Source organism: Pseudomonas sp., from assembly GCF_033723075.1.
GTDB lineage: Bacteria > Pseudomonadota > Gammaproteobacteria > Pseudomonadales > Pseudomonadaceae > Aquipseudomonas.
Genome location: NZ_JAWVXU010000019.1, coordinates 35,221 through 55,648 on the forward strand (window position 1 = coordinate 35,221; position 20,428 = coordinate 55,648).

Consider the following 20,428-nt stretch of genomic DNA (forward strand, 5'->3'; position numbering starts at 1 on the left):
CATTGACGATGGCCAATACAACGCAATGGCCTGTCGCCACCAGACCAATTCATTGAGCTGGGTCAAAACTCGATTTGCTTAGGCCCCTAACATTGACACCAGCCCAACCAACTGATGACTCGACCGGAGCTCACTATGCGCAAGTCCCTGCTCGCTCTCTCCATCCTGGCCACCGCATTGGCCGCCCCCCTTGCCCAGGCCTATGAGGCAGGCGATATCATCGTTCGCGCCGGTGCTGCCACCGTCGACCCACATGAAGACAGCTCGGCCCTCAAGCTGAACGGCGCCCCCCTCGGTGGTCAAGCGACCGTCGACAGCGATACCCAACTGGGCCTGACCGGTACCTTCATGCTGACCGACAACCTCGGCATCGGCCTTCTGGCGGCCACGCCATTCCAGCACCAGGTGGGCGTCAAGGGCTTGGGTGCACTGGACGGCAAGCTGGCAGACATCAAACACCTGCCGCCGACCCTCAGCCTGCAGTACTTCCCACTGGCAGCGTCGTCGCGGCTGCAGCCCTACGTCGGCGCGGGCTTGAACTACACAACTTTCTTCGATGAAGACCTGACCAGTCAGCGCGAAGGGCAGGGTTTCAGCAACCTGGAGTTGGACGATTCCTGGGGGCTGGCACTGGAAGCCGGTGTCGACTACATGCTGACCGACAACCTGCTGGTCAACGCCACCGTCTGGTACCTGGATATCGACACCACAGCCACCGCCGATCTGGCTGGCGCCGGCCAAGTCAAGGTCGATGTGGATATCGATCCCTGGGTCTACATGGTCGGCCTCGGCTACAAGTTCTAAGCCAAACCGCCCCCATAAAAAAGCCGGCTCTGAGAGCCGGCTTTTTTGTCGATGCAGATCAGCCCTGGGCCAGTAACCTGCGCAAACCTTCACGTATCGGGGTCGCAGGCGGCAGCTGATAGCAATCCAACAAGTGCTGGTTATTTGCCCGCGAATGACGAATATCGCCGGGCCGCGCCGCCTGATACTCAACAGCCGGTAAGCCGCCACACAAACTGCCAATCTCGGCCAACAGCTGGTTCAGGCTGACGGCCTGATTCCAACCGACGTTCACCGCCCCCACGACCACCTGGGGCATGTCCAGCGCCTGGGTCAGCAGCGCCAGCAGATCGCCGATGTAGAAGAAATCGCGGGTCTGCTCACCATCGCCGAACACGCGGATCGGCAAGCCCTGCTGCGCCCGCTGAGTGAAGATGCTGATCACTCCGGAATAGGGCGAGGAAGGGTCCTGGCGCGGGCCAAAAATATTGAAGAAACGGAAAATCGCCGGTTCCAGACCGTGCTGACGGCGATAGAAATCCAGGTAATGCTCACTGGCCAGCTTGTCCGCGGCGTAGGGCGTCAGTGGCGCCTTGGGCGTGTCTTCGCCAATCGCCTGACCTTCGCCATTGTTGCCGTAGACCGCCGCACTCGAGGCGTAGACCACTCGCTTGACCCCATGCAGACGCATGGCCTCGCAGACATTGAGGGTGCCGACGAAGTTGCTCTGGTGCGTGCTCACCGGGTCGTCCACCGAGGCTTGCACCGAGGCCACCGCGGCCAAATGCACCACGGCCGCACAACCAGCCACGGCCTGACCGACCAGGACCGCATCGGCCACATCGCCCTCGAACAACTGCAGGCGCGGGTTGTCCAGCGGCAGGTTGGCGCGCTTGCCCATCGACAGATTGTCCAGCACGCGCACCGCACGGCCTTGGCTCATTAGCGCATCGACCAGGTGCGAACCGATGAAGCCGGCCCCACCGGTAATCAGAATAGGTGCATCAGACATGACGGTAGTAACGATCCAGTAGGCTCGGCAACCCGGAGCGCCAGGCGCGCGGCTTGATACCGAAGGTATGCAGGATTTTCTTGCAGGCCAGCACCGCGTGTTGCGGTTCCTCGGCGGCATCCGGGCGCGCGGCATGGGCCTGCGCCGTGATCTCTTCGAGCAGATTGCTGCGGAAGTTGCGCGCCTCGCTCAACACTGCCTGGCCCAATGCCAGCGAGGTGGTGGCTTCATGGCCGCCATAGTGGAAGGTGCCCCATAGTGGCGTCTGGCAGTCGAGTTGCTTGAGCACGGCGAGGATCACCCGTGCGGCATCGTCGACCGGGGTTGGGTTGCCGCGCCGATCATCGGCGAGAGCGATACTTTCATCGCGCTCGGCACGCGCCAGGAATCGCCCGAGCCGGCCGTCCGGGCTCTCATCCAGTAACCAGCCGAAGCGCAACAACACATGCCGCGGGCACACCGCTCGCACGCTCTGCTCGATCCGCCACAAGGCCTGGCCACGCACGCCCAGAGGCACTGGCTCTTCCTTTTCGCTGTAGGCGGTCACCCGCGAACCATCGAAGACCCGGTAGCTGGACGGCTGCAGAAGACGAATTTCATGATGCTGACAAAGTTCGGCAAGCCGCTCGACCGCCTGTTCCTGGGCAGCAAGACGCGCCTCGCTCACCTCTTCGGCCTGAAACCAGTCGAAGTAGTAAGCAAGGTTGATCAAGGCATCGGGGCGGGTGTCGTCCAGCAGCTGAGTCAGGCTGGCAGTATCCCAGCCGGTTTCCGGCGGGCGCGGCGCGAGGAAACCGATATCCTCCTCGGCGCCGAGACGGATCAGCGCTTGCCCCAGGGCATTGCCGCCGCCCAGCAGCATCAGACGCATACGCATGATAGAACGCGGACTCAGTTAATCAGAACGGGATGTCGTCGTCGAAGCTGTCGAAATCCTGCGCCGGTTTGGCCTGCGGCTGCGGAGCCGGAGCCGGACGCGGCGCCTGCTGCTGTTCGCGCTGCGGTTCACGTTGCGGCGCCTGGCGCTGCTGACCGCCACCGGCGTTGTCCGGACGGCCACCGAGCAGCTGCATGGTGCCCTGCATGTCGACGACGATCTCGGTGGTATAACGCTTGATGCCGTCCTTTTCCCACTCGCGGGTCTGCAGCTTGCCTTCGATATACACCTGCGAACCCTTGCGCAGGTATTCACCGGCGATTTCGGCGACCTTGCCGAACAGCGAGACACGGTGCCACTCGGTCTTCTCGACCTTCTGCCCGGTCTGCTTGTCGGTCCACTGTTCGCTGGTGGCCAGGCTCAGGTTGGTGACTGCGTTGCCGCTGGGCAGATAGCGCGTTTCCGGATCCTGTCCGCAGGTACCGACCAGAATGACTTTGTTAACCCCACGGGCCATAACTTTCTCCTAGAGCTTTCAGCACGTCGCCGGCGCCGCTTCGATCAGGCGCTCGAGGGACATGCGATCCAATTGTTGGGTATCCACTTTGATATAGATGGCGGCTTCTTCACGCACCACCACGGCATCCGCCACTCCGGGCACAGCCTGTAAACGCTCGGCCAATCCCACTTCGTGCAATGCCGCGACTGAAAGCGGCAAGCGCAGGCTGGTGACATAAGGCGGTTCGCGCATAGTAACAGCAAAGCCTAGCCAGAGAAGAGCCATGGCCGCGCAACCGAGGAACACTCCCGACAGGCCGTAATGCTGGTACAGCCAGCCACCGACAATGCCGCCCAGGGCCGCGCCGAGAAACTGACTGGTCGAATACACCCCCATCGCCGTGCCCTTGCCGCCGGCAGGCGCAACCTTGCTGATCAGTGACGGCAGCGACGCCTCGAGCAGGTTGAACGCGGTAAAAAACACCACGGTACCCAGCACCAGGGCGCGCAGGCTGCTGCCGAACAGCCAGAAGTACAGCTCACAGGCCAACAGCACCGCTACCGCACCGAGCAGCACGCGCTTCATGCGCCGCTGCTTTTCGCCATAGATGATGAACGGCAGCATGCCGAAGAAGCCGATCAGCAGCGCGGTCAGGTAGACCCACCAGTGCTCTTCCTTGGGCAGCCCGCCCTGCTCCACCAGCGCCAGCGGCAAGGCGATGAAGCTGGCCATCAGAATCGCGTGCAGGGCCAGGATGCCGAAGTCCAGGCGCAACAGGTCGACATGCTGCAAGGTCGGCAACAACGCCTGCTGGGCGACGCCGGACTCGCGGTGCTGCAGCGGCCCGGCCGCACGCGGCACCACCCCGGCGACGATGACGATGCCAAGCAAAGCCATGGCAGCGGTGGCCATGAACAAACCGGACAAGCCAAAGGCGCGGGTCAGCAACGGGCCGACCACCATGGCCACGGCGAAGGACAGACCGATGCTCATGCCGATCATGGCCATGGCCTTGGTTCGGTGCTGTTCGCGGGTCAGATCGGAGAGCAGCGCCATCACCGCGGCGGAAATCGCCCCGGCGCCCTGCAGCACACGGCCGGCGATCACCCCCCAGATCGAGTCGGCATTGGCGGCCAGCAGGCTGCCGGCGGCGAAAATCAGCAGCCCGGCATAGATCACCGGGCGCCGGCCGATACGGTCGCTGAGCATGCCGAAGGGTATCTGCAGCATTGCCTGGGTCAGGCCGTAGGCGCCGATGGCCAAGCCAATCAATGCCGGAGTACTGCCGCGCAACTCCATGCCGTAGGTCGCCAGTACCGGCAGAACCATGAACATGCCGAGCATGCGGAAGGCAAACACCAGCGCCAGCCCGGCGACCGCACGGGTTTCACCGCCACTCATGCGTTCGCTGTAGGGATCGTGCATGGAAGACGCCTTGTCGAAATAGGCGGCGATTCTAGCAGCACCGCTCGACGCGGCACAGCCGTGACGCTTTGCCGCGCTGCATCACAGGGCCGTATACTCACTGGTTTTCCGCCCGCCATGCGAGGCCGCTGTTTGTGGACAAGATTGTGATCCGGGGTGCCCGCACCCATAACCTGAAAAACATCGACCTGACCCTGCCGCGCGACAAGCTGATCGTGATTACCGGCCTGTCCGGCTCCGGCAAGTCCTCGCTGGCCTTCGACACCCTCTACGCCGAGGGCCAGCGCCGCTACGTCGAGTCGCTGTCGGCCTACGCCCGGCAGTTCCTGTCGATGATGGAAAAACCCGATGTCGACACCATCGAAGGCTTGTCGCCGGCGATCTCCATCGAGCAGAAATCCACCTCGCACAACCCGCGCTCCACCGTCGGCACCATCACCGAGATCTATGACTACCTGCGCCTGCTCTACGCCCGCGCCGGTATTCCACGCTGCCCGGATCACGACCTGCCGCTGGAGGCGCAAACCGTCAGTCAGATGGTCGATCAGGTATTGGCCCTGCCGGAAGGCAGCAAGCTGATGCTGCTGGCGCCGATCGTGCGCGAGCGCAAGGGCGAACACCTGGCCATCTTCGACGAGCTGCGCGCCCAGGGTTTCGTCCGGGTGCGGGTCAACGGCAAGATTTACGAACTGGACGAACTGCCCAAGCTGGATAAGCAGAAGAAGCACAGCATCGATGCCGTAGTCGACCGTTTCAAGGCCCGCGGCGACCTGCAGCAGCGCCTGGCCGAGTCGTTCGAGACCGCGCTCAAGCTGGCCGACGGCCTGGCCCTGGTCGCGCCCATGGAAGGCGAGGAAGGTGAAGAAATCATCTTCTCCGCACGTTTCGCTTGCCCGGTCTGCGGCCACTCGATCAGCGAACTGGAACCCAAGCTGTTCTCCTTCAACAATCCCGCCGGCGCCTGCCCGACCTGCGACGGCCTGGGCGTGAAGCAGTTCTTCGACACCAAGCGCCTGATCAACGGCGAGATGACCCTGGCCGAGGGGGCGATCCGCGGCTGGGACAGGCGCAACGTCTATTACTTCCAGATGCTCGGCTCGCTGGCCGGGCACTACGGTTTCAGCCTGGAAATCCCCTTCGACGACTTGGCCGCCGAGCATCAGAAATGCATTCTGTTCGGCAGCGGCACGCAGAACGTCGACTTCAAGTACCTCAACGACCGTGGCGACATCGTCAAGCGCTCCCACCCGTTCGAAGGCATAGTGCCGAACCTTGACCGCCGCTACCGCGAGACCGAATCGGCCAGCGTGCGCGAAGAACTGGCCAAGTTCCTCAGCACCCAGGCCTGCCAGGACTGCCGCGGCACCCGCCTGCGCCGTGAGGCACGGCACGTCTGGGTTGGCGAGAAGACCCTGCCGGCCGTTACCGGCCTGCCGATCGGCGACGCCACCGAGTATTTCGGCAGCCTGGCACTACCCGGCCGACGCGGCGAGATCGCCGAGAAGATCCTCAAGGAGATCCGCGAACGCCTGCAGTTTCTGGTCAACGTCGGCCTGGATTACCTGACCCTGGATCGCAGCGCCGACACCCTGTCCGGCGGCGAAGCCCAGCGCATCCGCCTGGCCAGCCAGATCGGTGCCGGCCTGGTCGGGGTCATGTACATCCTCGACGAACCCTCGATCGGCCTGCACCAGCGCGACAACGAGCGCCTGCTCGGCACCCTGCGGCATCTGCGCGATATCGGCAACACGGTGATCGTGGTCGAGCACGACGAGGACGCCATTCGCATGGCCGACTACGTGGTCGACATCGGCCCCGGCGCCGGCGTGCACGGCGGCCAGATCGTCGCCCAGGGCACGGCGGCCGAAGTCATGGCCCACCCGGACTCGCTGACCGGAAAATACCTCTCCGGGCGGGTGAAAATCGCCGTACCGGCCAAGCGCACCCCACGGGACAAGAAACTCGCACTGAAGATCAAGGGCGCGCGCGGCAACAACCTGCAAAAGGTCGACCTGGATATTCCGATCGGCCTGCTGACCTGCGTCACCGGCGTGTCCGGCTCGGGCAAGTCGACCCTGATCAACAACACCCTCTACCCACTCAGCGCCACCGCGCTGAACGGCGCCACCACCCTGGAAGCCGCCGCCCACGACAGCATCGACGGCCTGCAGCACCTGGACAAGGTGGTCGACATCGACCAGAGCCCGATCGGCCGCACGCCGCGCTCCAATCCGGCGACCTACACCGGCCTGTTCACTCCGATCCGCGAGCTGTTCGCCGGCGTACCCGAATCGCGCTCGCGCGGTTACGGTCCGGGGCGTTTCAGCTTCAACGTCAAGGGTGGGCGCTGCGAAGCCTGCCAGGGCGACGGCCTGATCAAGGTGGAAATGCACTTTCTGCCGGACATCTACGTACCCTGCGACGTGTGCAAGAGCAAGCGTTACAACCGCGAAACCCTGGAAGTGAAGTACAAGGGCAAGAGCATCCATGAGGTGCTGGAAATGACTATCGAGGAAGCGCGACTGTTCTTCGATGCCGTGCCAGCCCTGGCGCGCAAACTGCAGACCCTGATGGATGTCGGCCTGTCCTATATCAAGCTGGGGCAGAGCGCGACCACCCTGTCCGGCGGTGAGGCGCAGCGGGTCAAACTGTCGCGCGAGCTGAGCAAGCGCGACACCGGCAAGACCCTGTATATCCTCGACGAGCCGACCACCGGCCTGCACTTCGCCGATATCCAGCAACTGCTCGACGTACTCCACCGCCTGCGCGACCACGGCAATACCGTGGTGGTGATCGAGCACAACCTGGACGTGATCAAGACCGCCGACTGGCTGGTCGACCTCGGCCCGGAAGGCGGTTCCAAGGGCGGCCAGATCATCGCCTGCGGCACCCCGGAAGAAGTCGCCGAGATGCCGCAATCGCATACCGGCCATTTCCTCAAACCGCTGCTGGAAAGGGATAGGGCCTGAACGCGGCGACAAGCTTCAAGCTACAAGTCGCAATAAAGAACCAGCGCGCCCCCCCCTGCCCTGGCTTGCGGCTTGCGGCTGACACCTACATCTGAGCCTGCAGGTAGTTCTCCAGGCCCAATTTGTCGATCAGCCCCAGCTGGATCTCCAGCCAGTAGGCATGATCTTCCTCGGTGTCCTTGAGCTGGACCAGGAGGATGTCGCGGGTCTGATAATCCTGGTGCCGTTCACATAGCTCGATGCCCTTGCACAAGGCCGCGCGCACCTGGTATTCCAGAGCCAGATCGAGCCTGAGCATCTCCGGCACCGTCTGGCCGAAGGAAAAAGCCTCCGGCGTCATGTCCGGAATACCTTCGAGGAACAGAATTCGCCTGAGCAACGCATCGGCGTGCTGAGTCTCTTCTTCCATCTCATGGTTGATGCGCTCGTAGAGCTTGCTGAAACCCCAATCCTCATACAGGCGCGAATGCACGAAGTACTGATCGCGCGCCGCCAGTTCGCCCTTGAGCAGCATTTTCAAATAGTCGATGACTTCGATGTGGCCCTGCATGCCTGGAATCCTTGCTGCATCCGTGAAATGGGCGAATGCTCCGCGTCCAGCCCCTTCGGGTCAAGCGAAAAGCACGACGCCGCCACGAGGGAGGCGCCGCCCAGCTGGTTGAACGCAGCCGGAGGAGCGACTTGCGGTGCGCCTCCGGCAACGGGTCAAGCGAGGTCGAAGCGGTCCAGATTCATCACCTTGGTCCAGGCGGCGACGAAGTCCTTGACCAGTTTTTCCTTGCCGTCGGTGCTGGCATAGACCTCGGCGTAAGCACGCAGCACCGAGTTGGAACCGAAGACCAGGTCGTTGCGGGTAGCGCTGTACTTCGCCTGACCGCTATTGCGCGCCACGCCCTCGAACACTTCCCCATCACCATCCACCGCCTTCCACTCGGTACCCATGTCCAGCAGGTTGACGAAGAAGTCGTTGCTCAGCACGCCCACCCTGTCGGTTAACACACCATGCTGGCTGCCGTCATGGTTGGCACCCAGCGCGCGCAGGCCACCAACCAGTGCAGTCAGCTCCGGCGCGCTCAGGGTCAGGAGCTGGGCCTTGTCGACCAGCATGGCCTCGGTCGGCACGCCGAGCTTGCCCTTGCGGTAGTTGCGGAAACCATCGGCGATGGGCTCGAGCGGCTCGAAGGACTCGATGTCGGTCTGATCCTGGCGGGCATCGACCCGCCCAGGCGCGAACGGCACATCCACGCTCACCCCAGCAGCCTTGGCGGCCTGCTCCACACCGACATTGCCGGCCAGCACTATCACGTCGGCCAGCGAAGCCTTGCCAGAGGTCTGCTGTACCTCGACCAGCTTGGCCAGGGCCTTGATGGCGCGCCGATTGACCTCCCAGTCCTTCTGCGGGGCCAGGGCCAGACGCGCACCATTGGCACCGCCACGCTTGTCGCCGCCGCGGAAGGTCGAAGCCGAGGCCCAGGCCACGGAGACCAGATCGCCAACCGGCAGTCCGCAGGCGGCAATCCTGATCTTGAGGTCGGCGATATCGGCCGCGCTCGGGTTATGTGTCGGCGCCGGCAGCGGGTCCTGCCAGATCAGATCCTCTTTCGGCACTTCCGGCCCGAGATAACGCGCCTTCGGCCCCATGTCGCGATGGATCAGCTTGAACCAGGCGCGGGCGAAGGCATCGGCGAAGGCCTGCGGATCGTCGAGAAAGCGCTTGGAGATCTTGCCGAACTCCGGATCGAAGCGCAGGGTCAGGTCGGTGGTGAGCATGGTCGGCTTGTGGAACTTGCCCGGTACATGGGCATCCGGAATGATCTCCGGGGCATCCTTGGCGACCCACTGTTTGGCACCGGCAGGCGACTGGGTCAACTCCCACTCGTACTTGAACAAGTTTTCGAGGAAGTTGTTGCTCCACAATGCCGGCGTCTTGGTCCAGGTGACTTCGATGCCACTGGATATGGTGTCCTTACCGTGGCCACTGCCGAAGTCACTGATCCAGCCCAGGCCCTGGGCCTCGAGCGGCGCAGCCTCGGGCTCAGGCCCCTTGTGCGACTCGGGCGCGGCACCGTGGGCCTTGCCGAAGGAGTGGCCGCCGGCAATCAGGGCGACGGTCTCCTCGTCGTCCATGGCCATACGCCCGAAGGTAGAGCGGATGTCCTTGGCCGCCTCCATGTAGTCGCCGCTGGCATTCGGGCCCTCCGGGTTCACATAGATCAGGCCCATGTGGGTGGCGCCGAACGGCGCCGCCAAGTCGCGGTCACCACTGACGCGCTCAGGGTCCACGCCCAGCCAGGCAATCTCCGCGCCCCAGTTGACATCCATGTCCGGCTCCCACACGTCTTCACGGCCGGCGGCAAAGCCGAAGGTGCGAAAGCCCATGGACTCGAGGGCCACGTTGCCGGCAAGGATAATCAGATCGGCCCAGGAAATCTTCTGGCCGTACTTCTGCTTGATCGGCCACAGCAGGCGGCGCGATTTATCGATATTGACGTTGTCCGGCCAGGAGTTCAGTGGGGCGAAACGCTGCTGGCCGCGACCGCCACCACCGCGACCGTCGGTGATGCGGTAGGTGCCGGCGGCGTGCCAGGCCATACGAATCATCTGCGGCCCGTAATGGCCGAAGTCGGCCGGCCACCAGTCCTGGCTATCGGTCATCAGCCTGACCAGGTCCGCCTTGAGCGCCTTGTAGTCGAGCTTCTTGAATTCTTCGGCGTAGTTGAAGCCGCCGAGCGGGTTGGACTTGTCGGAGTGCTGATTCAGCAGATCCACACGCAACTGGTTCGGCCACCAATCCCTGCTGGTCGTGCCGCCACCCGCGACATGATTGAACGGGCATTTACCTTGGTTCGACATGGTTCTCTCCTTTCTCCTCAGCGGGCCGGTCCCATCGACTGCGGCCGACGATGGAACAAGCCTAGACCCGCTTTGACAGGGGAACCAATTTATGAAGCGCAACAACTCGATAGTTACTTTCTTTCATCACCCGGACAAAGAACGGACCACCAGAGCCCGCTCTATTCCCGCTGGCTCGACTCAAGCGATGAGCACGAAACCGACAAAGGCCAGACCCGCAGCAATCAGGGTATAGGGCAACTGGGTCAAGGCATGGCTGATCAGATTACAACCCGCCCCCTGCGCGGCCAGCACCGTGGAGTCACTGTAGAAACAGGCCTGACTTCCGAAGGCCGAGGCCGAGAGTAGCGCGCCTATGGTCAAGGGAATGTCGGCCTGCAGCGCATGGGCCAGGGGCATGACGATAGGAATGGTCACGGCGAAGATCCCCCAGGACGATCCCGTGGCAAAGGCCAGCACGGCCATGGCCAGAAACACCATGGCCGGCAGCATCTGCGGGCTCATATAAGGCTTGAGCGACTCCACCACATACTGTGGCAGCATCAGCTGATCGCACACTTCCTTGAAAATAAAAGCGGCAATGACGATACCGATGGCCGGCAACATGGTCTTGAAACCATCGACCATCTGATCGAGCATCTCGGACAGCGGCATCAGACGCTGAACCAGATAGAAGGGCACGGTGATCAGCAGCGTCGCCAGCATGCCCATCCACACATCGATATCGAAGTAGACGGTGAAGCCGACCAGCATCAGTAGCGGCAGCAGAAAGTTGCGCAGCTTGCCGCCCTCCTGGTCGGCGCCTTCGAACTCCTCCTCCAGTGCCTTCATCGAATAGCTATGCTCGGGACTGACTTCACCGACATACATGGCGCCGGCCGAGCCATGACGCGCCAACATCTCGGCCTTGCGCATGGGGCCAATAGCCGGGACCACTCCGGCTGCGACCAGGAACACCAGGATCACCGCGAACCAGGCGTAGAGCATGTAGGGAATGGCCTGGATATACACGCTGACTCCCTGCCCAGCTGCAGCGATGTCGTTGCTCTCCAGCAACCCACCAAAAAACACCGCCCAGGTGGAGAGCGGTACCAGCACGCAGATGGGCGCCGCGGTGGAATCCACGACATAGGCGAGCATCTCGCGGGAAATCTTGAAGCGATCGGTCACCCGCTTCATGGTTTCGCCCACGGTCAGCGCATTCAGGTAGTCATCGACGAAAATCACCACACCCAGGGCAACGGTCATCAGCAACGAGGAGCGCCGGCCCTTGGCCAACGTCAGCGCCGCACGCCCAAAGGCCAAGGCGCCACCAGTACGCACCAGGAGCGCGATCAAGGCGCCGAAACTGCCGCACACCAGGATCAACCAACCGATGGTTTCATCCTGCATGACCGCCAGGGAGATTGCGGAAAAATTGTTCAGCGCTTGCGCAGGCGATAGCAGCAACAGACCTGAGACGGCACCCAGAATCAGGGCCAGAATAGGTCGACGCAGGAAGATAGCCAGGGTCAATACGACAGCGGGAGGGATCAGGCTCAGAGCGGTAGGTTCGGACATGATGTGAAACTGTTCTTATAGGGGCCGCACGCGGCAGGTTCGAAGACAGCCAAACCTTACCTGAGCCACCAGCCGCACACAATATCAAACATAGCGTGCGGAATATTATTCATACCGGAAACAAAAAACCGGGCCAAGGCCCGGTTTTTTTCTACAACCTACAACTTACTCGGCAGCTTCTACTGCGCCGCCGACCGGACGGTCAACCAGCTCAACATAAGCCATCGGAGCGTTGTCGCCAGTGCGGAAACCGCACTTGAGGATACGCAGGTAACCGCCCTGACGGGTGGCATAACGCTTGCCCAGGTCGTTGAACAACTTACCGACGATGGCTTTCGAACGCGTACGGTCGAAGGCCAGGCGACGGTTGGCAACACTGTCTTCTTTAGCCAGAGTAATCAGCGGCTCGGCAACGCGACGCAGCTCTTTGGCTTTCGGCAGAGTAGTTTTGATCAGCTCATGCTCAAACAGCGACACCGCCATGTTCTGAAACATGGCCTTACGGTGAGCGCTGGTGCGGCTGAGGTGACGGCCACTTTTACGATGACGCATGGTTCAATTCCTTACCAAACTGACGTTCGGTGATGATGACGATCAGGCAGTCGCCTTATCGTCTTTCTTCAGACTTGCCGGCGGCCAGTTGTCGAGGCGCATACCGAGGGACAGACCGCGAGAAGCCAGAACATCCTTGATTTCGGTCAGGGATTTCTTGCCCAGGTTCGGCGTTTTCAACAATTCCACTTCGGTGCGCTGAATCAGGTCGCCGATGTAGTAAATGTTCTCTGCCTTGAGGCAGTTGGCCGAACGTACGGTCAGTTCCAGGTCATCAACCGGACGCAACAGGATCGGATCGATCTCGTCTTCCTGCTCGATAACCACAGGCTCACTGTCACCCTTGAGGTCGACGAACGCAGCCAACTGCTGTTGCAGAATGGTTGCGGCACGGCGAATTGCCTCTTCAGGATCCAGAGTACCGTTGGTCTCCAGGTCAATAACCAGCTTGTCCAAGTTAGTACGCTGCTCAACACGAGCGTTCTCTACCACGTACGACACACGGCGTACCGGACTGAACGAAGCATCCAGCTGCAAGCGACCAATGCTGCGGCTTTCATCTTCATCACTCTGACGAGCGTCAGCCGGCTCATAGCCGCGACCACGAGCTACGGTGAGCCTCATGTTCAGCGCGCCAGTGGAAGCCATGTTGGCGATCACGTGGTCGCCATTGACGATTTCGACATCATGATCCAGCTGAATATCGGCAGCGGTAACTACACCCGAGCCCTTCTTCGCCAGAGTCAGCGTCACTTCGTCGCGACCGTGCAACTTGATAGCCAAGCCTTTCAGGTTAAGCAGGATTTCAATGACATCTTCCTGAATACCTTCAATGGCGCTGTACTCATGGAGTACACCGTCAATCTCGGCCTCGACTACTGCACAGCCAGGCATTGAGGACAACAGGATGCGGCGCAGCGCGTTGCCCAAGGTGTGGCCAAAGCCACGCTCGAGAGGCTCGAGTGTGATCTTGGCGCGGGTCGGACTGACCACCTGCACATCGATATGGCGGGGGGTCAGGAACTCATTTACCGAAATCTGCATGGATGCACCTATTTTCTAGCCCTTACTTGGAGTAGAGCTCGACAATCAGGCTTTCGTTGATGTCAGCGGACAGATCACTGCGAACCGGTACGGCTTTGAACACGCCGGACTTCTTCTCAATGTCTACTTCTACCCATTCAACGCGGCCACGCTGGGCACACAGCTCAAGAGCCTGAACAATGCGCAGCTGATTCTTCGACTTCTCGCGAACTGCAACCACGTCGCCAGCTTTAACCTGGTAGGACGGCACGTTTACAGTCTTACCGTTAACGCTGATCGCTTTGTGCGAAACCAGCTGACGGGATTCGGCGCGGGTAGCACCATAGCCCATGCGATAAACCACGTTATCCAGTCGGCACTCGAGCAGTTGCAGCAGGTTCTCACCAGTAGCGCCTTTCTTGCCGGCTGCTTCTTTGTAATAACCACTGAATTGACGCTCGAGGACACCGTAGATACGACGAACTTTTTGCTTTTCACGCAGCTGGGTGCCGTAGTCTGACTGACGGCTACGGCGCTGACCGTGAATACCTGGGGCTGCTTCGATGTTGCACTTCGATTCCAGGGCGCGGACGCCACTTTTCAGGAAAAGATCAGTGCCTTCACGACGAGACAGTTTGCATTTGGGACCAATGTAACGAGCCATTTCTCACTGTCTCCTGATTACACGCGACGCTTCTTCGAAGGACGGCATCCGTTGTGCGGGATGGGTGTCACATCGGTGATGCTGGCGATCTTGTAACCGCAGCCGTTCAATGCACGGACAGCGGACTCACGACCCGGACCGGGACCCTTGACGTTGACGTCGAGGTTCTTCAGGCCGTATTCCAGCGCAGCTTGACCAGCACGTTCAGCAGCCACCTGGGCAGCGAACGGGGTGCTTTTACGCGAGCCGCGGAAACCCGAACCACCAGAGGTAGCCCAGGACAAGGCGTTGCCCTGACGGTCAGTAATGGTCACGATTGTGTTGTTGAAAGAAGCGTGGATGTGGGCGATGCCATCAACCACTGTCTTTTTGACTTTCTTACGAGTACGAGCAGCAGGTTTTGCCATGACTAGATTCCTGTCGATGCGCGAATGCGATTACTTGCGGATCGGCTTACGCGGGCCCTTACGGGTACGCGCGTTGGTCTTGGTACGCTGACCGCGAACCGGCAGACCACGACGATGACGCAGGCCGCGGTAGCAACCCAGGTCCATCAAGCGCTTGATTTTCATGTTCACTTCACGACGCAGGTCGCCTTCGGTATTCACCTTGGCTACTTCGCCACGCAGCTGCTCGATCTGCTCGTCAGAGAGATCCTTGATCTTTACTGCCGGATTAACACCGGCAGCCGCACAGATTTTCTGTGCGGTAGTGCGACCAACACCAAAGATGTAGGTCAGCGAGATAACAGTGTGCTTGTTATCCGGAATGTTTACGCCTGCAATACGGGCCATTCAGTGGAACTCCAATTGACAGCTACCTACGCCCCGGAAGCCAAGAAATAAGGCGCGAGATATTAGCGCTGTAGAAACAAATAATCAACCCGGCAGCGCACTAGCTGCCGGGCTTGTAACATTTCAATCACACTCAGCCTTGGCGCTGCTTGTGACGCGGTTCCGCGCTGCAAATAACTCGAACGACACCTTCACGACGAATAATCTTGCAGTTACGGCACAGCTTTTTCACCGATGCACGAACTTTCATCACCAACTCCTCGAACCTTATGGGTACGCTCAGCGCATCATGCCGCTGCCGTAGCCCTTCAGGTTGGCTTTCTTCATCAGGGATTCGTACTGGTGCGAAACGAGGTGCGATTGTACTTGCGACATAAAGTCCATCACAACCACCACCACGATCAGCAACGAGGTCCCGCCAAGATAGAACGGTACGTTGGCCGCCACCACCAGAAACTGGGGCAACAGACACACGGCCGTCATGTACAGAGCACCGAACATGGTCAAACGAGTCAACACGCCATCGATATAGCGCGCCGACTGCTCACCCGGACGGATACCCGGAATAAAGGCACCGGACTTCTTCAGGTTTTCCGCTACGTCTTTCGGATTGAACATCAGCGCCGTATAGAAGAAGCAGAAGAAAACGATCCCTGCACTAAACAGCAAAATGTTCAACGGCTGACCAGGAGCGATAGCCTGTGAAATATCCTGCAGCCAGCCCATACCTTCGGACTGGCCAAACCAGGCACCCAGCGAGGCCGGGAACAACAGAAGGCTGCTGGCGAAAATAGCCGGGATAACCCCCGCCATGTTCACCTTCAACGGCAAGTGGCTGGTCTGCGCAGCAAAAACCTTGCGGCCCTGCTGACGCTTGGCGTAGTGCACCGCAATGCGGCGCTGCCCACGCTCAATGAACACCACGAAACCGATGATCGCTACTGCCAGCAAACCGATGGCGATCAGGGCGAAGATATTGATATCGCCCTGGCGAGCAGACTCGAAAGACTGCCCGATCGCCGACGGCAGACCGGCCACGATGCCTGCAAAAATCAGCATCGAGATACCGTTGCCAACACCACGCTCGGTGATTTGCTCGCCCAGCCACATCATGAACATTGCACCCGCCACAAAGGTGGTGACTGCAACGAAGTGGAAGCCGAAATCGCCCGAAAACGCTACACCCTGACTCGCCAAGCCCACGGACATGCCGATTGCTTGAACGAACGCCAGGACGAGGGTGCCGTAGCGGGTGTATTGGCTGATCTTGCGACGACCAGCCTCACCTTCCTTCTTCAACTGCTCCAGTTGCGGGCTGACAGCGGTCATGAGCTGCATGATGATCGATGCCGAAATGTACGGCATGATCCCCAACGCAAAGATGCTCATGCGCTCCAGCGCGCCACCGGAAAACATGTTGAACAAGCTAAGAATGGTCCCCTCATTCTGTCGAAACAGGTCCGCCAACCGGTCCGGGTTTATGCCAGGAACTGGGATGTGTGCGCCAATCCGGTAGACGATAATCGCCATGAACAGAAAGCGCAGACGAGCCCAGAGCTCGGATAACCCGCCATTGCTGAGCGCTGAGAGAGCACCTTGCTTAGCCATTTATTCCTCGAACTTACCGCCAGCTGCTTCGATAGCCGCACGCGCACCTTTGGTGGCAGCGATACCTTTAAGGGTGACCGCACGAGTAACCTCACCGGACAGCATGACTTTCACACGCCGTACATGTTGGTTAATCAGATTGGCATCCTTCAGAGCTTGCAGAGTAATAACGCCGCCTTCGACCTTGTTCAGCTCGGAGGTACGCACTTCTGCGCGATCCATAGCCTTCAAAGACACGAAACCGAACTTGGGCAAACGACGGTGCAGAGGCTGCTGGCCGCCTTCGAAACCCGGAGCAATGGTGCCACCGGAGCGGGAGGATTGACCCTTGTGGCCACGGCCACCGGTCTTGCCCAAACCACTACCGATACCACGGCCCGGACGGTGCTTCTCGCGGCGGGAACCCGGCGCAGGACTCAAATCGTTCAGGTACATGTATTAACCCTCCACACGGAGAAGGTAGTAAGCCTTGTTAATCATGCCGCGATTTTCCGGAGTATCCAGAACCTCGACGGTGTGATTGATGCGACGCAGGCCGAGACCCTTGACGCAGGCTTTATGATTAGCCAGACGGCCGCTCACGCTCTTGATCAGCGTGACTTTGACGGTATTAGCCATGATTAGAGAATCTCCTCGACGCTCTTGCCACGCTTGGCCGCAACGGAATCAGGCGACTGCATAGCTTTCAAACCCTTGAAAGTGGCATGCACCACGTTCACCTGGTTAGTCGAGCCGTAGCACTTGGCCAGAACGTTCTGCACACCAGCCACTTCCAGCACGGCACGCATGGCGCCGCCGGCGATGATACCGGTACCTTCAGAAGCAGGCTGCATGTACACCTTGGAGGCGCCATGGGCAGACTTCATCGCGTACTGCAGAGTGGTGCCGTTCAGGTCCACCTGGATCATGTTGCGACGAGCAGCTTCCATCGCTTTCTGGATGGCCGCTGGCACTTCACGGGACTTGCCACGGCCGAAACCGACGCGACCCTTACCATCACCCACTACGGTCAACGCAGTGAAAGTGAAGATACGGCCACCCTTTACGGTTTTGGCTACGCGGTTAACCTGTACCAGCTTCTCGATATAGCCTTCGTCGCGCTTTTGGTCGTTATTTGCCATAACTTAGAACTCCAGCCCGCCTTCACGAGCAGCATCAGCCAGCGCCTTGACGCGGCCGTGGTACTTGAAGCCAGAACGGTCGAATGCAACCTGGGTCACACCAGCGGCTTTCGCACGCTCGGCAACCAGTTCGCCAACTTTCTTGGCCGCGTCGACGTTGCCAGTGGCGCCATCACGCAATGCTTTGTCCAAGGTAGAGGCGCTGGCCAGAACCTTGCTGCCGTCGGCCGAAATGACCTGGGCATAGATATGCTGCGAAGAGCGATACACGCAGAGACGCACGGCTTCGAGCTCGTGCATTTTCAGGCGTGCTTTGCGAGCGCGACGCAGTCGAGTAACTTTTTTGTCGGTCATTTGCTAGGCCCTACTTCTTCTTGGCTTCTTTACGACGGACGACTTCGTCAGCGTAACGAACACCTTTGCCCTTATAAGGTTCAGGGCGACGGAAATCACGGATTTCCGCAGCAACCTGACCAACCAGTTGTTTATCGACGCCCTTGATCAGGATTTCGGTCTGGCTAGGGGTTTCAGCAACAACGCCTTCCGGCAGCTCGTAGTCGATCGGGTGGGAGAAGCCCAGAGCCAGAGACAAGACCTGACCTTTGGCTTGCGCCTTGTAACCAACACCTACCAGCTGGAGCTTGCGCTCGAAGCCAGTGCTGACGCCGATCACCATGTTGTTGACCAATGCACGAGTGGTACCGGCCATTGCACGGGTCTGCTGGTCTCCGTTGCGAGCAGCAAAACGCAGCTCACCGGATTCCTGGACCACTTCAACGGACGAATGAATATTCAGCTCTAGAGCACCCTTGGCACCCTTAACCGAAAGCTGCTGACCGGCGAGACTGATCTCTACACCAGCGGGCAACGTGACGGGGTTCTTAGCGACGCGTGACATGCTTATCCCCCCTTAGAACACTGTACAAAGCACTTCGCCGCCGACACCGGCAGCGCGCGCCGCGCGGTCCGTCATCACACCTTTGTTGGTGGAGACGATGGAAACGCCGAGACCGCCACGAACTTTCGGCAGATCTTCAACGGACTTGTACTGGCGAAGGCCTGGACGGCTTACGCGCTTCACTTCTTCGATAACCGGACGGCCTTCGAAGTATTTCAGCTCGATGGACAGCTGCGGCTTGACTTCACCGCTGATCTGATAACCCGCAATATAACCTTCGTCTTTCAAAACTTTGGCTACAGCCACCTTCAACGTGGAAGACGGCATGCTTACGACGGACTTTTCAGCCATCTGGGCATTACGGATACGAGTTAGCATGTCCGCTAACGGGTCCTGCATACTCATGGGCTAGACGCTCCTGATACAAAAAGAATTAGCCTTGCGGCTACAGTCGCTGAGAACTCTGGGCAATTGAACCCACGCTCAGGCGAGCCGAGCATTCTAGAGACTGATCAAAAATGAATCAAGCCCCAAAGGGGCCTGATTCACAGATAAGACAAAGCCGGCACTAGGCCGGCTTCGTTTTTACCAGCTGGCTTTCACCAGACCTGGCACATCACCACGCATTGCAGCTTCACGCAGCTTGATACGCGACAGACCGAACTTGCGATACACGCCGTGCGGACGACCGGTAATGCGGCAGCGATTGCGCAGACGCGAAGCGCTGGCATCACGCGGCTGCTTCTGCAGCGCCACCTGAGCTTCCCAACGCGCTTCCGGACTCGCGTCCAGATCGGCGATGGTAGCTTTCAGCGCGGCACGCTTCTTCGCGTACTTGGCTACCGTTTGCTGACGCTTCAGCTCACGGTTTTTCATGCTCATTTTAGCCATGGTCCAACTCCAATCAGGTGCGGAACGGGAATTTGAAGGCCCGCAGCAAAGCACGCCCCTCATCATCCGTACGCGCAGTGGTAGTCAGGGTAATGTCCAGACCACGCAGGGCATCGATCTTGTCGTAGTCGATTTCCGGGAAGATGATCTGCTCTTTAACGCCCATGCTGTAGTTGCCACGACCATCGAAGGACTTGGCATTCAGGCCGCGGAAGTCACGCACGCGCGGCAGGGAGATAGACAGCAGACGATCCAGGAACTCGTACATGCGATCGCGGCGCAGGGTTACCTTGACGCCAATCGGCCAACCTTCACGCAGCTTGAAACCTGCAATCGACTTACGGGCGTGAGTCACTACGACTTTCTGACCGGTGATCTTTTCCAGGTCGGCTACGGCGTGCTCGATGATTTTCTTGTCACCGATCGCTTCGCCCAAGCCCATGTTCAGGGTGATCTTGGTGATGCGCGGAACTTCCATCACGTTCGCGAGCTTAAGTTCTTCCTTAAGCTTCGGCGCGATTTCTTTCCGGTAAATCTCTTTTAGTCGTGCCATGGTCTTCTACCTAGCAGTGTTCAAGCATCAACCGCTTTTTGGGTCGACTTGAAGACACGAATTTTTTTACCTTCTTCAACTTTGAAACCAACACGGTCAGCCTTGTTGGTTTCACCGTTGAAGATGGCCACGTTGGAAGCGTGCAGAGGCGCTTCTTTTTCGATGATACCGCCCTGAACGCCCGACATCGGGTTCGGCTTGGTATGGCGCTTCACCAGGTTGATCCCACCAACGACCAGTCGGTCGTCAGCGAGAACCTTGAGCACCTTGCCACGCTTACCTTTGTCTTTACCGGCGATCACGATGATCTCGTCGTCACGACGAATCTTTTGCATGTCGGATCTCC

25 protein-coding genes are annotated in these 20,428 nt (G+C 59.8%); 2 read left to right on the top strand and 23 right to left on the bottom strand.

The window, feature by feature from the left end; genetic code table 11:
- Positions 1 to 135: 135 nt before the first annotated feature.
- On the top strand, positions 136 to 804 hold the full coding sequence (locus tag R3355_RS19545; RefSeq protein WP_318962691.1) for an OmpW/AlkL family protein: 669 nt from the start codon (positions 136 to 138) through the stop codon (positions 802 to 804).
- A gap of 58 nt (positions 805 to 862) precedes the next feature.
- Here R3355_RS19545 and R3355_RS19550 read toward each other — a convergent pair whose 3' ends face one another.
- The 4 genes from R3355_RS19550 to R3355_RS19565 are packed head-to-tail and all read right to left on the bottom strand — an operon-like array spanning position 863 to position 4,596.
- The gene (locus R3355_RS19550; protein WP_318962692.1) at positions 863 to 1,795 is read right to left on the bottom strand and encodes an NAD-dependent epimerase/dehydratase family protein; all 933 of its coding nucleotides are present in this window, start codon (positions 1,793 to 1,795) and stop codon (positions 863 to 865) included.
- Positions 1,788 to 2,672, bottom strand: coding sequence for a sugar nucleotide-binding protein (locus R3355_RS19555; RefSeq protein WP_318962693.1), 885 nt, complete (start codon positions 2,670 to 2,672; stop codon positions 1,788 to 1,790). Before R3355_RS19555 ends, R3355_RS19550 begins: the two co-directional genes overlap by 8 nt.
- Positions 2,673 to 2,694: 22 nt before the next feature.
- Positions 2,695 to 3,189: a single-stranded DNA-binding protein gene (locus R3355_RS19560; protein ID WP_318962694.1), complete on the bottom strand. Its 495-nt coding sequence runs from the start codon at positions 3,187 to 3,189 to the stop codon at positions 2,695 to 2,697.
- Positions 3,190 to 3,207: 18 nt separating this feature from the next.
- Complete coding sequence (locus R3355_RS19565) at positions 3,208 to 4,596, bottom strand: MFS transporter (protein WP_318948587.1); 1,389 nt, start codon at positions 4,594 to 4,596, stop codon at positions 3,208 to 3,210.
- 134 nt (positions 4,597 to 4,730) lie between these two features.
- Between R3355_RS19565 and uvrA the strand changes: the two genes are divergently transcribed.
- Complete coding sequence (uvrA, locus tag R3355_RS19570) at positions 4,731 to 7,565, top strand: excinuclease ABC subunit UvrA (protein ID WP_318962695.1); 2,835 nt, start codon at positions 4,731 to 4,733, stop codon at positions 7,563 to 7,565.
- A gap of 85 nt (positions 7,566 to 7,650) precedes the next feature.
- Here uvrA and bfr read toward each other — a convergent pair whose 3' ends face one another.
- The 19 genes from bfr to rplX form a co-directional block, all read right to left on the bottom strand.
- Positions 7,651 to 8,115, bottom strand: coding sequence for a bacterioferritin (bfr, locus tag R3355_RS19575; protein WP_318948589.1), 465 nt, complete (start codon positions 8,113 to 8,115; stop codon positions 7,651 to 7,653).
- A 155-nt stretch (positions 8,116 to 8,270) separates the two neighbouring features.
- Complete coding sequence (gene katG / locus R3355_RS19580) at positions 8,271 to 10,418, bottom strand: catalase/peroxidase HPI (protein WP_318962696.1); 2,148 nt, start codon at positions 10,416 to 10,418, stop codon at positions 8,271 to 8,273.
- 180 nt (positions 10,419 to 10,598) lie between these two features.
- Positions 10,599 to 11,978 (bottom strand): Na+/H+ antiporter NhaC family protein, encoded by a 1,380-nt coding sequence (locus R3355_RS19585; RefSeq protein WP_318962697.1) that lies wholly within the window; start codon positions 11,976 to 11,978, stop codon positions 10,599 to 10,601.
- 165 nt (positions 11,979 to 12,143) lie between these two features.
- Positions 12,144 to 12,530, bottom strand: a complete 387-nt coding sequence (gene rplQ, locus R3355_RS19590; protein WP_025167705.1) for a 50S ribosomal protein L17 — start codon at positions 12,528 to 12,530, stop codon at positions 12,144 to 12,146.
- Positions 12,531 to 12,572: 42 nt separating this feature from the next.
- Positions 12,573 to 13,574: a DNA-directed RNA polymerase subunit alpha gene (locus R3355_RS19595; RefSeq protein ID WP_079204540.1), complete on the bottom strand. Its 1,002-nt coding sequence runs from the start codon at positions 13,572 to 13,574 to the stop codon at positions 12,573 to 12,575.
- A 22-nt stretch (positions 13,575 to 13,596) separates the two neighbouring features.
- Positions 13,597 to 14,217, bottom strand: coding sequence for a 30S ribosomal protein S4 (gene rpsD / locus R3355_RS19600; RefSeq protein WP_318962698.1), 621 nt, complete (start codon positions 14,215 to 14,217; stop codon positions 13,597 to 13,599).
- 17 nt (positions 14,218 to 14,234) lie between these two features.
- Positions 14,235 to 14,624, bottom strand: a complete 390-nt coding sequence (gene rpsK, locus R3355_RS19605) for a 30S ribosomal protein S11 (RefSeq protein ID WP_013789773.1) — start codon at positions 14,622 to 14,624, stop codon at positions 14,235 to 14,237.
- Positions 14,625 to 14,654: 30 nt separating this feature from the next.
- The gene (rpsM, locus tag R3355_RS19610; protein ID WP_213641487.1) at positions 14,655 to 15,011 is read right to left on the bottom strand and encodes a 30S ribosomal protein S13; all 357 of its coding nucleotides are present in this window, start codon (positions 15,009 to 15,011) and stop codon (positions 14,655 to 14,657) included.
- Between the two features lie 133 nt (positions 15,012 to 15,144).
- A complete protein-coding gene (gene rpmJ, locus R3355_RS19615; RefSeq protein WP_002555468.1) occupies positions 15,145 to 15,261 on the bottom strand; it encodes a 50S ribosomal protein L36 in 117 nt (38 codons plus the stop codon).
- 29 nt (positions 15,262 to 15,290) lie between these two features.
- Positions 15,291 to 16,619, bottom strand: a complete 1,329-nt coding sequence (gene secY, locus R3355_RS19620) for a preprotein translocase subunit SecY (protein WP_090505815.1) — start codon at positions 16,617 to 16,619, stop codon at positions 15,291 to 15,293.
- The gene (gene rplO, locus R3355_RS19625; RefSeq protein WP_172149943.1) at positions 16,620 to 17,054 is read right to left on the bottom strand and encodes a 50S ribosomal protein L15; all 435 of its coding nucleotides are present in this window, start codon (positions 17,052 to 17,054) and stop codon (positions 16,620 to 16,622) included.
- A gap of 3 nt (positions 17,055 to 17,057) precedes the next feature.
- On the bottom strand, positions 17,058 to 17,237 hold the full coding sequence (gene rpmD / locus R3355_RS19630; protein ID WP_090444984.1) for a 50S ribosomal protein L30: 180 nt from the start codon (positions 17,235 to 17,237) through the stop codon (positions 17,058 to 17,060).
- Positions 17,238 to 17,239: 2 nt separating this feature from the next.
- The gene (gene rpsE / locus R3355_RS19635; protein ID WP_318962699.1) at positions 17,240 to 17,740 is read right to left on the bottom strand and encodes a 30S ribosomal protein S5; all 501 of its coding nucleotides are present in this window, start codon (positions 17,738 to 17,740) and stop codon (positions 17,240 to 17,242) included.
- Between the two features lie 3 nt (positions 17,741 to 17,743).
- A complete protein-coding gene (gene rplR / locus R3355_RS19640; protein WP_003293038.1) occupies positions 17,744 to 18,094 on the bottom strand; it encodes a 50S ribosomal protein L18 in 351 nt (116 codons plus the stop codon).
- Between the two features lie 10 nt (positions 18,095 to 18,104).
- Complete coding sequence (rplF, locus tag R3355_RS19645) at positions 18,105 to 18,638, bottom strand: 50S ribosomal protein L6 (protein WP_271349062.1); 534 nt, start codon at positions 18,636 to 18,638, stop codon at positions 18,105 to 18,107.
- Positions 18,639 to 18,650: 12 nt separating this feature from the next.
- A complete protein-coding gene (gene rpsH, locus R3355_RS19650; RefSeq protein ID WP_318962700.1) occupies positions 18,651 to 19,043 on the bottom strand; it encodes a 30S ribosomal protein S8 in 393 nt (130 codons plus the stop codon).
- Between the two features lie 180 nt (positions 19,044 to 19,223).
- A complete protein-coding gene (rpsN, locus tag R3355_RS19655) occupies positions 19,224 to 19,529 on the bottom strand; it encodes a 30S ribosomal protein S14 (protein WP_318962701.1) in 306 nt (101 codons plus the stop codon).
- A 13-nt stretch (positions 19,530 to 19,542) separates the two neighbouring features.
- Positions 19,543 to 20,082 (bottom strand): 50S ribosomal protein L5, encoded by a 540-nt coding sequence (rplE, locus tag R3355_RS19660; RefSeq protein ID WP_318962702.1) that lies wholly within the window; start codon positions 20,080 to 20,082, stop codon positions 19,543 to 19,545.
- Positions 20,083 to 20,102: 20 nt separating this feature from the next.
- On the bottom strand, positions 20,103 to 20,417 hold the full coding sequence (gene rplX / locus R3355_RS19665) for a 50S ribosomal protein L24 (protein ID WP_172149923.1): 315 nt from the start codon (positions 20,415 to 20,417) through the stop codon (positions 20,103 to 20,105).
- Between the last annotated feature and the right edge of the window lie 11 nt (positions 20,418 to 20,428).

Bases quoted from the DNA above. Each gene is read 5' to 3' on its own strand.
- R3355_RS19545 (WP_318962691.1), top strand. From the start codon at position 136: ATGCGCAAGTCCCTGCTCGCTCTCTCCATCCTGGCCACCGCATTGGCC.
- R3355_RS19550 (WP_318962692.1), bottom strand. From the start codon at position 1,795: ATGTCTGATGCACCTATTCTGATTACCGGTGGGGCCGGCTTCATCGGT.
- R3355_RS19555 (WP_318962693.1), bottom strand. From the start codon at position 2,672: ATGCGTATGCGTCTGATGCTGCTGGGCGGCGGCAATGCCCTGGGGCAA.
- R3355_RS19560 (WP_318962694.1), bottom strand. From the start codon at position 3,189: ATGGCCCGTGGGGTTAACAAAGTCATTCTGGTCGGTACCTGCGGACAG.
- R3355_RS19565 (WP_318948587.1), bottom strand. From the start codon at position 4,596: ATGCACGATCCCTACAGCGAACGCATGAGTGGCGGTGAAACCCGTGCG.
- bfr (WP_318948589.1), bottom strand. From the start codon at position 8,115: ATGCAGGGCCACATCGAAGTCATCGACTATTTGAAAATGCTGCTCAAG.
- katG (WP_318962696.1), bottom strand. From the start codon at position 10,418: ATGTCGAACCAAGGTAAATGCCCGTTCAATCATGTCGCGGGTGGCGGC.
- R3355_RS19585 (WP_318962697.1), bottom strand. From the start codon at position 11,978: ATGTCCGAACCTACCGCTCTGAGCCTGATCCCTCCCGCTGTCGTATTG.
- rplQ (WP_025167705.1), bottom strand. From the start codon at position 12,530: ATGCGTCATCGTAAAAGTGGCCGTCACCTCAGCCGCACCAGCGCTCAC.
- R3355_RS19595 (WP_079204540.1), bottom strand. From the start codon at position 13,574: ATGCAGATTTCGGTAAATGAGTTCCTGACCCCCCGCCATATCGATGTG.
- rpsD (WP_318962698.1), bottom strand. From the start codon at position 14,217: ATGGCTCGTTACATTGGTCCCAAATGCAAACTGTCTCGTCGTGAAGGC.
- rpsK (WP_013789773.1), bottom strand. From the start codon at position 14,624: ATGGCAAAACCTGCTGCTCGTACTCGTAAGAAAGTCAAAAAGACAGTG.
- rpsM (WP_213641487.1), bottom strand. From the start codon at position 15,011: ATGGCCCGTATTGCAGGCGTAAACATTCCGGATAACAAGCACACTGTT.
- rpmJ (WP_002555468.1), bottom strand. From the start codon at position 15,261: ATGAAAGTTCGTGCATCGGTGAAAAAGCTGTGCCGTAACTGCAAGATT.
- secY (WP_090505815.1), bottom strand. From the start codon at position 16,619: ATGGCTAAGCAAGGTGCTCTCTCAGCGCTCAGCAATGGCGGGTTATCC.
- rplO (WP_172149943.1), bottom strand. From the start codon at position 17,054: ATGTACCTGAACGATTTGAGTCCTGCGCCGGGTTCCCGCCGCGAGAAG.
- rpmD (WP_090444984.1), bottom strand. From the start codon at position 17,237: ATGGCTAATACCGTCAAAGTCACGCTGATCAAGAGCGTGAGCGGCCGT.
- rpsE (WP_318962699.1), bottom strand. From the start codon at position 17,740: ATGGCAAATAACGACCAAAAGCGCGACGAAGGCTATATCGAGAAGCTG.
- rplR (WP_003293038.1), bottom strand. From the start codon at position 18,094: ATGACCGACAAAAAAGTTACTCGACTGCGTCGCGCTCGCAAAGCACGC.
- rplF (WP_271349062.1), bottom strand. From the start codon at position 18,638: ATGTCACGCGTCGCTAAGAACCCCGTCACGTTGCCCGCTGGTGTAGAG.
- rpsH (WP_318962700.1), bottom strand. From the start codon at position 19,043: ATGAGTATGCAGGACCCGTTAGCGGACATGCTAACTCGTATCCGTAAT.
- rpsN (WP_318962701.1), bottom strand. From the start codon at position 19,529: ATGGCTAAAATGAGCATGAAAAACCGTGAGCTGAAGCGTCAGCAAACG.
- rplE (WP_318962702.1), bottom strand. From the start codon at position 20,082: ATGGCACGACTAAAAGAGATTTACCGGAAAGAAATCGCGCCGAAGCTT.
- rplX (WP_172149923.1), bottom strand. From the start codon at position 20,417: ATGCAAAAGATTCGTCGTGACGACGAGATCATCGTGATCGCCGGTAAA.